Genomic DNA, 10,000 nt, shown 5'->3' with positions numbered 1-10,000 from the left:
TTAAACAGCCTGCCAACGCTACTTGAATTGTATCTCGATAGTTATAGTTCAATTTTTGAGCTATAAGAGCACTAATAATTGCTACAGCAATTGAATGCTGATATATATATTCTTTTTTATTCGATAAGTGATAAAGAGAAAATATTTCTGTTGAGCCATCCTTTAACTGTTCTAACAAGGGGAGAAGTATATTTCTAATATTCGCTATATTTACAGATAACCCAGATTGCCAAGAGATAAACTCCTTTTTGTACAATTGAACTGTGTGTAAAAAAAGATCTATAAAATCACTTTTAATTCCTTTCTCGCCTTTATTATGAATAGATGTATTAGACTGGTTCATCTTCGTACCATCTATTTGTGTGTTTTGAACGGGAATTTTCTCTACTAAGAAAGCTTTTAATATCTTGATATGTTCTTCTGCTAAAACTGTTTTTGCTGTAATAATTGGCCTATTAGTTCGCATATATATATCTTCTGCTAAAATACTTCCTGCCTTTAACTCTTCTACATTAACGATCATTTGAAAATCACCTTTCAAAAACGGACTTTTTTACTATTTTAATGTATTTTTTTTGAAATGTAACCCATTTTATTCAGACTTTTCACCTAAAACCGAAGAATTACTTCACTTATTTACGGAAAATGGAGCAGCCGGAATACACGTAGACGCCACGAGGATTAGTGAGACAGCCTGAGACCCCGGAGGCAAAGTGAGGAGGCTTAAGCTTAGCCCCACGGAAAGCGAAGTGTATTCCGGCTGCGAATAATCGCAACAAACTTTATGAAAACAGCCTAAAAAAAGATGCCTTTATGGTTTCCCTTAAAGACATCCTCAAAATATTATTCGTTTGAATCCGCGTCATTTTCTGAAGATTCTTGTTGCGTTTCTTCATACAGTTCTGCTTCTTCCTCTTCTTCTTTCTCAACGATAGCAACAGTAGCTACAAATTCATTTTCATTTTCGTTTAATTTAATTAATCGAACACCTTGAGTGCTTCTACCCATTGTAGAAATATCACTTACGGCCATTCTGATTAAAACACCACCTGTTGTGATAATCATTAAATCTTCTTCTCCATTAACTACCTTCATGGATACGAGATTTCCATTTTTATCGGTGATATTACATGTTTTAATCCCTTTTCCGCCTCTACCTTGAACTCTGTACTCATCTATCGGCGTTCTTTTTCCGTATCCATATTGTGTAACAACTAGTATTTCTGAATTTTCTTCTAGAACTTCCATACCTACCACTTCATCATCAGATGAAAGTGTAATACCTTTCACCCCAGTTGCTGTTCTACCCATAGAGCGTACATCTGTTTCTGGGAAACGAATAAGTAAGCCGTTTTTCGTTCCAATTATCATTTCCTTTGAACCATCTGTTAAACGTACAGCGATTAACTCATCGCCCTCTCTTAAATTAACAGCGATTAAGCCATTGTTTCGGATATTGGCAAAAGATGATAATGGAGAACGTTTAGATATTCCTTCTTTTGTAGTAAAGAATAGATACCAATCATCTACAAATTCAGAAACTGGAATGATGGCATTTACCCACTCGTCTTTTTCAACACCTAATAGGTTAATAATTGGAATACCTTTTGCTGTTCGACTGAATTCAGGGATTTCATACCCTTTTAATCTGTATACTTTCCCTTTATTCGTAAAGAATAGAATAGTATCATGGGTAGATGTTGAGCTTAACTGTTCAACGAAATCATCCTCATTCGTACCCATACCCTGAATTCCGCGTCCACCACGTCTTTGCGCTCGGTAAGTAGAAGCTGGTAGTCTCTTAATGTAACCATTATGAGTTAAGGTAATAATAATATTTTCTTCAGGAATCAAATCTTCATCTTCGATATTTTCAATTCCGCCAGCAATAATTTCTGTACGACGATTATCGTTAAAGCGTTCCTTCACTTCTAAAAGCTCTTCACGAATAATATCTAAGATTTTTTCATCATCTGCAAGAATAGCTTTTAATTCAGCGATTAACTTAACTAACTCTCGATATTCATCTTCAATTTTTTCTCTTTCTAATCCTGTTAATCTTTGTAAACGCATATCCAGGATAGCTTGAGCTTGTTTCTCAGAAAGATTAAAATTCGTCATTAATCCTTCACGTGCTATATCTGTTGTACGGGAACTACGGATTAAACTAATTACTTCGTCTAAATGATCTAGGGCAATACGAAGACCTTCGAGTATATGAGCTCTAGCTTCTGCTTTTCTTAATTCAAATTCTGTTCTTCTACGAATAATTACCTTTTGGTGATCAAGATAATATGCCAAACATTGTTTTAGATTAAGTACCTTTGGTTGGCCATCTACTAGTGCAAGTAGGTTGATACCAAAGCTTGTCTGCATTGCCGTATGCTTATATAGATTATTTAAGAGAACATTAGCATTTGCATCTTTCCGAACTTCAATTACAATACGCATTCCAGTACGGTCAGACTCATCTCGCAAATCAGTGATTCCATCAATTTTCTTATCACGGACTAGTTCTGCAATACGCTCTACTAGTCTTGCCTTATTGACCTGATAAGGAATTTCTTTAACGATAATAACTTCCTTACCACTAGGCTTCACTTCAATTTCTACCCTTGCTCTTAATATAATAGAGCCTCTACCAGTCTCATAGGCTTTTCTAATTCCGCTTCTCCCAACAATCATTCCATATGTAGGAAAATCTGGTCCTGGTATGATTTCCATTAATTCAGGAACAGTAATATCTGGGTTTTTACTTACAGCGAGAACACCATCAATTACCTCACCTAATTGATGAGGAGGGATATTTGTAGCCATCCCAACCGCTATCCCGCTTGTACCATTTACAAGTAGATTAGGAAAACGAGAAGGTAAAACTACTGGTTCTTTTTCTTCGCCATCAAAGTTGGGTCTATAGTCAATCGTATCTTTATTAATATCGCGTAATAGCTCCATAGCTATTTTAGACATTCTTGCTTCCGTATAACGCATTGCTGCAGCTGAATCACCATCAACAGATCCAAAGTTACCATGTCCGTCTACAAGCATATAACGATAGTTAAAATCTTGAGCCATACGAACCATTGTCTCATAAACAGCACTATCACCATGTGGATGGTACTTCCCTATTACTTCCCCTACGATACGTGCAGACTTCTTAAATGGTTTATCAGAATGCATTCCAAGATCATGCATTGCATATAAAATACGTCTGTGTACAGGTTTTAATCCATCACGTACATCTGGAAGAGCACGCGAAACAATAACACTCATTGCATAATCTAAGAATGAATCTCGCATTTCTTTACTTATATTTCTATCTTTAATTTGAGAATTTGGCATATCAGCCATGGAAAGGAACCTCCTTAAGAAACAACTAGATAATCTTTTTTCTTACTAAACTAATAAGAGAATAAGTAAATCTAATCGAATTCCTTATGATTAATAGGAATAACTAACTTCTAAAGAAACACACAAGGTGCCAATTTAATCAGCACCAGATTTCTTTTCCTATCTTTTAAACATCTAGATTTTTTACATAGGTAGCATTTTCTTCGATAAAGTTTCTACGCGGTTCTACTTTATCACCCATTAGCATTTCAAACGTCTCATCTGCTTCAATGGCATCATCTAAACTTACCTGCAAGAGCACTCTTCTTTCAGGATCCATTGTTGTATCCCATAATTGCTCTGCATTCATTTCTCCTAATCCTTTATAACGTTGAATATTCGGCTTAGGATTAGCTGGCAATGTAGCTAGCACTTCCTGTAATTGTTTATCACTATATGCATATTCAAGTTTTTTCCCTTGCTTAATGCTATATAAAGGCGGCTGCGCAATGTAGATATAACCAGCTTCGACTATCTTTCTCATATAGCGATAGAAGAAGGTTAGCAATAATGTTCGAATATGAGCACCATCGACATCAGCATCTGTCATAATAACAATTTTATGATATCTCGCTTTTGAAATATCATAATCATCACCGATTCCAGTGCCAATTGCAGTAATCATCGAACGAACCTCATTATTCGATAGGATTCGGTCTAGTCTTGCTTTTTCAACATTAAGGATTTTACCTCTTAATGGCAGAATCGCTTGGAAATGACGATCTCGTCCTGATTTTGCCGAACCACCTGCCGAGTCACCCTCTACAATGAATAACTCACTAATCTTAGGATCCCTGGAAGAACAATCCGCCAATTTCCCTGGTAAGCTTGAAACTTCAAGAGCACTTTTTCGTCTTGTTAATTCTCTCGCCTTTTTCGCTGCAATTCTTGCTCTTAAAGCCATTTGCCCTTTATCTACAATCTTGCGAGCTACGGTAGGATTTTCCAATAGGAATTTCTCAAGATGTTCGGAAAAAACAGTGTCTGTTATCGCACGAACTTCCGAATTTCCTAATTTTGTTTTCGTTTGTCCTTCGAATTGCGGGTCTGGATGCTTAACGGAAACAATTGCAACAAGTCCTTCTCTTACATCTTCACCAGAAAGATTTGCATCTGATTCTTTTAACAAATTATTTTTTCTTGAGTAATCATTAATAACACGAGTAAGAGCTGTCTTAAATCCAGACTCATGTGTTCCCCCTTCGTGTGTATTAATATTATTCGCGAAAGAATGAATGTTACCTGTATAGCCGTCATTATACTGGAAAGAGATTTCAACAGTAATCCCATCTTTTTCTCCTTCAATATAAATCGGTTCTTCAAAAAGCACTTCTTTGTTACGATTTAAATGCTCAACGTATGATTTTATACCACCTTCATAATGGTACTCTTTTCTTTTTTCCATACCTTCACGTGTATCTTCAATCGTAATGCGAATATCACGGTTTAAGAAAGCAAGCTCTCGGACACGATTAGCTAAAGTTTCATAATCATACTCTAATGTTTCCTTAAAAATCTCACTATCTGGCTTAAAGTGTGTAGTAGTCCCTGTATTGTCTGTTTCGCCGATAATTTCTAAATCGGCAGCGGGAACCCCTTTTTGATATTTTTGGTAATAAATATTTCCATCTCGATGAACAAAAACCTCTAGCTCGGTTGACAGAGCATTAACTACAGAAGCCCCTACACCATGCAGTCCACCAGATACTTTATAGCCCCCGCCACCAAATTTTCCTCCGGCATGAAGCACAGTCATGATTACTTCCACGGCTGGTCTTCCCATTTTCTCCTGAATACCAACAGGAATACCACGACCATTATCTTTAACCGTAATACTATTATCTTTTTCTATAATGATATTGATCTCATTACAAAAACCGGCTAAGGCTTCATCAATGCTGTTATCAACGATTTCCCACACTAAATGATGCAAACCTCGTGCACTTGTTGACCCAATATACATCCCTGGTCTTTTCCTTACAGCCTCTAGGCCTTCTAAAACCTGTATCTGACTTTCATCATATGATTGTTGTTCAACTGGATTTTGTTCCGTTGACATATTGATCACCTAACTTTCATTGACATCAAAAAATTTTTCATTTCATTTTGCATCCATAAGTATTCTTAAACCATCAACTGGACTGTTCTCTTTTTTAACGTATTAGAAGCAATCTGCGAAAAATAGATAGTATCTTTCGTAATAACAATAGATTTATAAGATGAACTTTTCCCATTAATCATTGCTTTCTGCTGTTCTAAAAATTCTTTTGAAATAGGAGATGACTCTACTGTCTGTTTATCTAATATAGTTATAATTTCTGAAGTTCGTACAAGAATATTTTCCCCAATATGAACGTACACTCTTTCACCTCAAAGCTATTGAATCTTTTTAATTGTTCCTGATTCAACCTGAAAAGTAGCGGCTTCTTTTAATGTTTGATGGTCTATTCCATCAACATTTGTTGTTGTAACAAAGGTTTGGACTTTTCCTTGAATGGTATTTAATAAATGAGATTGACGGTAGTCATCTAATTCAGACAAAACATCATCTAGAAGCAGAATTGGATATTCACGTATTTCTGAAAAGATTAATTCTATCTCTGCCATTTTTATTGATAAAGCGGTCGTTCTTTGCTGTCCTTGTGAACCAAAGGTTTGTACATCTCTATCGTTCACATAAAACATCATATCATCACGATGAGGACCAAATAAGGATATTCCTCGATCGATTTCTCGTTTTTTTAGATTTTGGAATTTTTCTTCGTATATACTTTTCATTTTCGACAATTCCTGGTCTTCTGATACATCAACTGAAGGTTTATAGCGAATTTCCAAGGTTTCTAAGCCACGAGATATTCCTTTATGAATCGGAACTGCCCACTTTTCCAGCAAATGCAGGAATTCAAAACGCTTTGCTACAATTTTAACGGCCATATCTATAAATTGCTCTGTTAAAATCTCAAGCATCGTATGATCGGTTTGTTTATTTGTTTGTAGTTGTTTTAGGTAGGTATTTCGCTGATGTAGAATTTTTTGATATTGTCCCATATCATGCAAATATACAGGTGATATTTGCCCTATCTCCATATCAATAAATCGTCTTCTGATTTGTGGGCTGCCTTTTACTAAATTTAAATCCTCAGGCGCAAACATAACTATGTTCATATTGCCGATATATTGACTCAATTTACGTTGCTCTATATGATTAAATTTTGCTTTTTTCCCTTTTTTAGCCACAACTAACTGCATGGGAACTTTCCCATGTGTCTTTACTAATCTACCTTCTATTTTAGCATACTCTTGATCCCAGCGAATAAGTTCTTTATCATTTGACGTACGATGAGACTTCGCCATAGCTAGCACATAGATAGATTCCATCACATTGGTTTTTCCTTGTGCATTTTCTCCTAAAATTACATTCACTTTATTTTCGAAAGAAATATCCAGTTCCTCGTAATTCCGGTAATTTCTTAAAAGCAACTCATCAATATACATTTGGTTTCACCCTTTTATAAAACAGTGTACTTGCCAAATGAAGGAATATTTATTTCATCACCACTTCTTAACTTTCTTCCTCTGCGTTGATCTTGTTCCCCATTTACAAATACCTCGTATTCACCTAGGAACCATTTCGCCATTCCACCTGATTGTATTAACTCTGCTACTTTTAGAAATTGACCTAACGTAATGTACTCCGTATCGATTTTAATTTGATTATTCATTTTTTCACTCTCTCAACTTTAATCGTATCTTTCTATTCTACTAAATAATTAATTGATACACAAAGAAAAGTGTAATATTTCTATAAATAAGTAAGTAATATTCAAAATGAGCACGTGAAAACACGATACCAAACCACTTATTAATTCTTTTGCATATTCATACATTCGCTTTATATAAAGAAAATTGGGTGTTCATTAAATAGAACACCCAATACTTTTAATAAGTTCTTACTGGTAATATAAGCTGTAATGTGGAGTCATCATTTGTTGGATGAATAACAAATGGTCTCATTGCTCCAGTAAAGCTAATTTTAACTTCGGATCCTTCAAGAACTTTCAATGCATCCATCATAAATTTTGCACTGAAAGAAATTTTTAATTCTTCCCCACTAATAGACTCACTGACTAATTCTTCCATTACTTTTCCTATCTCAGGAGTAAAAGAAGAAATTTCTATCACATTTTCGCCCATTGTCGAAAATTTCACCACGTTATTTCGCCCTTCACGAGCTAATAAAGAGGCACGGTCAATTGATTGTAAAAACTCTTTCGAATTTACAACAATATCAGTTTTACTTTCGGTTGGAATTAAACGGTTTGTATCAGGATAATTCCCTTCTAACAAACGAGAGAAAAATAGAATATGTTTTGTTTTAAATAAAATTTGATTCTCTGTAACGAAAATTTCTACAGGCTCATCATGATCATCCAAAATTCGATTTAGCTCATTTAAACTTTTACCCGGAATGACAATATTAAAGGACTGTTCTGCTGCCGCTTCTATTTTTGCTTTTCGTAAAGCAAGCCGATGACTATCTGTTGCAATACAGATTAAATCATTGTTTTCTATCTTCCAGTTTACACCTGTCAACACTGGGCGTGTTTCTGACGTGGACACTGCGAAAACAGTTTGTTTTATAATATTTTTTAATAAGTCTGTCGGAACTTTAATAGAATTTTGTTCCCAAATTTGTGGCAAATGCGGATACTCTTCTGAATCGAGTCCATTTAAATTAAATTCTGATTTTCCAGAACGAATGGTTGTTTGTAAGTTATCTACTACAATTTCAACTTGATTAGTAGGAAGCTTTTTAACAATTTCACTAAAAAATTTCGCTTGTAAAACAATAGAGCCAGTTTGTTGGATTTCTACTATTTCTTGGTCATTTTCTTCTTTAGGAATAAAAGATTCGATAGAGATATCTGAGTCACTCCCAGTTAGTGTGACTCCTTCTTCACTTGCAACAATTTTGATTCCTGTAAGGATAGGGATAGTCGTTCTACTAGTGATTGCTTTCATTACATCTTGAACACTTTGAACAAGATGATCTTTTTGGATGATGAATTTCATTAATTGATCCTCCGATTTAATAATTTTTTAATAGCAGTTCTAAATGATTATTTTAATAATATATTTTAAAAAAATAGTAGTAACAGTAGTAGGCCCTGTTAGTATGTGGATAACTGGATTTAAGCAAGGAAACACAGTCTATCCACATGTGGATAGACTGTGTTTAAATTCATGCAAGTTATACACACTATTCTATCTAAACTTTTAAAAGTTCATTTATTTCTTTTAATTGTTTTTGAAGAAGTGAATCGGTTAAAAGCATTTTTGAGATTTTTTCATGGGCATGGATAACGGTAGTATGATCCCGACCACCAAATTCCTCTCCAATTTTTGGTAAAGAGAAATCCGTTAATTCTCTTGATAAATACATGGCAATTTGTCTTGGAAATGCAATTGACTTTGTTCTTTTTTTGGCTTTAAAGTCGTCTAACTTTATATTAAAATGCTCACCTACCACTTTTTGAATATCCTGAATGGTTATTACTCGTGGTTTAGAGCTTGGAACAATATCTTTTAAGGCTTCCGCTGCTAAATCAGCATTAATATCTTTATTAATTAAAGAGGAATATGCCACCACTCGAATAAGTGCCCCTTCTAACTCACGAATATTAGTATCAATCTGATTAGCAATATAAAGCATTACTTCATTTGGGATATCCAGTCCATCAGCTTTGGCTTTTTTTCTTAAAATAGCAATTCGTGTTTCTAAATCTGGTGGGGTAATATCTGTAATAAGTCCCCATTCAAAACGAGAACGCAATCGATCTTCGAGTGTTGGAATCTCTTTTGGAGGACGGTCACTAGAGATAATAATTTGCTTGCTTTCTTCATGTAAGGTATTAAACGTATGAAAAAACTCTTCTTGTGTTGATTCTTTTCCAGCAAGAAACTGAATATCATCTATTAAAAGAACATCTACATTTCTGTATTTATCACGGAATTCAGCACCCTTATTGTCACGGATACTATTAATAAACTCATTCGTGAATTTTTCAGAAGATAAATAAACGACCTTAGCAGATGGATTATGATCTAAAACATAATGACCGATTGCATGCATTAAGTGTGTCTTTCCTAAACCAACTCCTCCATAAATAAATAGAGGATTATATGCTTTTGCAGGAGCTTCTGCAACAGCAAGGGAAGCTGCATGGGCAAAGCGATTCCCAGAGCCAATGACAAAAGTATCAAAAGTATATTTAGAATTTAAGATTGTTTGTTCCGTAACTTCTTCTTCTTTTTTCTTTTGTTTGGTAGAGATTTGCTGATCAAATTCCTCTTCTATTTGATTTTGAGGAATAATAAATTTTACAAGGAGTTCTTCTCCAGTGATTTCATAAAGTATTTCAGCAATAAGTTGAGAGTATCTTTCTTCTAACCAATCCCGTGCAAATTCATTAGGTGCTGTAACAACTAGAAGATCTCCTTGCAAGGAATGAGCTTTTGTAGGTTTAAGCCATGTATCGAAACTAGGTTTGCTAATCTTTGTTTCGATTGTGCTTAATGCATTATTCCAGAGATCCGTTATATTTTTCAA

Annotated in this window: 8 protein-coding genes (1 of these 8 cut by a window edge); all 8 read right to left on the bottom strand. The window is 34.8% G+C overall.

The annotated features are described in order from the left end of the window. A protein-coding gene (locus HHU08_RS00040) for an HD-GYP domain-containing protein (protein ID WP_169187567.1) crosses the window boundary here: on the bottom strand, positions 1 to 523 show its beginning. 557 nt of this gene lie to the left of the window's left edge; 523 of the gene's 1,080 nt are visible here — the first part of the coding sequence; the start codon lies at positions 521 to 523; its stop codon lies off the left edge, out of view. Positions 524 to 843: 320 nt separating this feature from the next. Next, the gene (gene gyrA / locus HHU08_RS00035; RefSeq protein WP_169187566.1) at positions 844 to 3,351 is read right to left on the bottom strand and encodes a DNA gyrase subunit A; all 2,508 of its coding nucleotides are present in this window, start codon (positions 3,349 to 3,351) and stop codon (positions 844 to 846) included. A 166-nt stretch (positions 3,352 to 3,517) separates the two neighbouring features. Then, positions 3,518 to 5,449, bottom strand: coding sequence for a DNA topoisomerase (ATP-hydrolyzing) subunit B (gene gyrB, locus HHU08_RS00030; RefSeq protein WP_169187565.1), 1,932 nt, complete (start codon positions 5,447 to 5,449; stop codon positions 3,518 to 3,520). Between the two features lie 65 nt (positions 5,450 to 5,514). Further along, the gene (gene remB, locus HHU08_RS00025; protein ID WP_169187564.1) at positions 5,515 to 5,751 is read right to left on the bottom strand and encodes an extracellular matrix regulator RemB; all 237 of its coding nucleotides are present in this window, start codon (positions 5,749 to 5,751) and stop codon (positions 5,515 to 5,517) included. Positions 5,752 to 5,766: 15 nt separating this feature from the next. Then, a complete protein-coding gene (gene recF / locus HHU08_RS00020; RefSeq protein WP_169187563.1) occupies positions 5,767 to 6,885 on the bottom strand; it encodes a DNA replication/repair protein RecF in 1,119 nt (372 codons plus the stop codon). 14 nt (positions 6,886 to 6,899) lie between these two features. After that, positions 6,900 to 7,112 carry a S4 domain-containing protein YaaA gene (yaaA, locus tag HHU08_RS00015; RefSeq protein ID WP_016201467.1) on the bottom strand — a complete coding sequence of 71 codons (213 nt, stop codon included), beginning with the start codon at positions 7,110 to 7,112 and terminating at the stop codon, positions 6,900 to 6,902. A 217-nt stretch (positions 7,113 to 7,329) separates the two neighbouring features. After that, the gene (dnaN, locus tag HHU08_RS00010; RefSeq protein WP_016201468.1) at positions 7,330 to 8,463 is read right to left on the bottom strand and encodes a DNA polymerase III subunit beta; all 1,134 of its coding nucleotides are present in this window, start codon (positions 8,461 to 8,463) and stop codon (positions 7,330 to 7,332) included. 196 nt (positions 8,464 to 8,659) lie between these two features. Then, a partial coding sequence (dnaA, locus tag HHU08_RS00005) for a chromosomal replication initiator protein DnaA (protein WP_407939786.1) occupies positions 8,660 to 10,000 on the bottom strand: 1,341 nt, incomplete at its 5' end.

The organism is Niallia alba (assembly GCF_012933555.1).
Taxonomy (GTDB): domain Bacteria; phylum Bacillota; class Bacilli; order Bacillales; family Cytobacillaceae; genus Niallia; species Niallia alba.
This window is presented reverse-complemented; position numbering and strand designations above follow the sequence as displayed.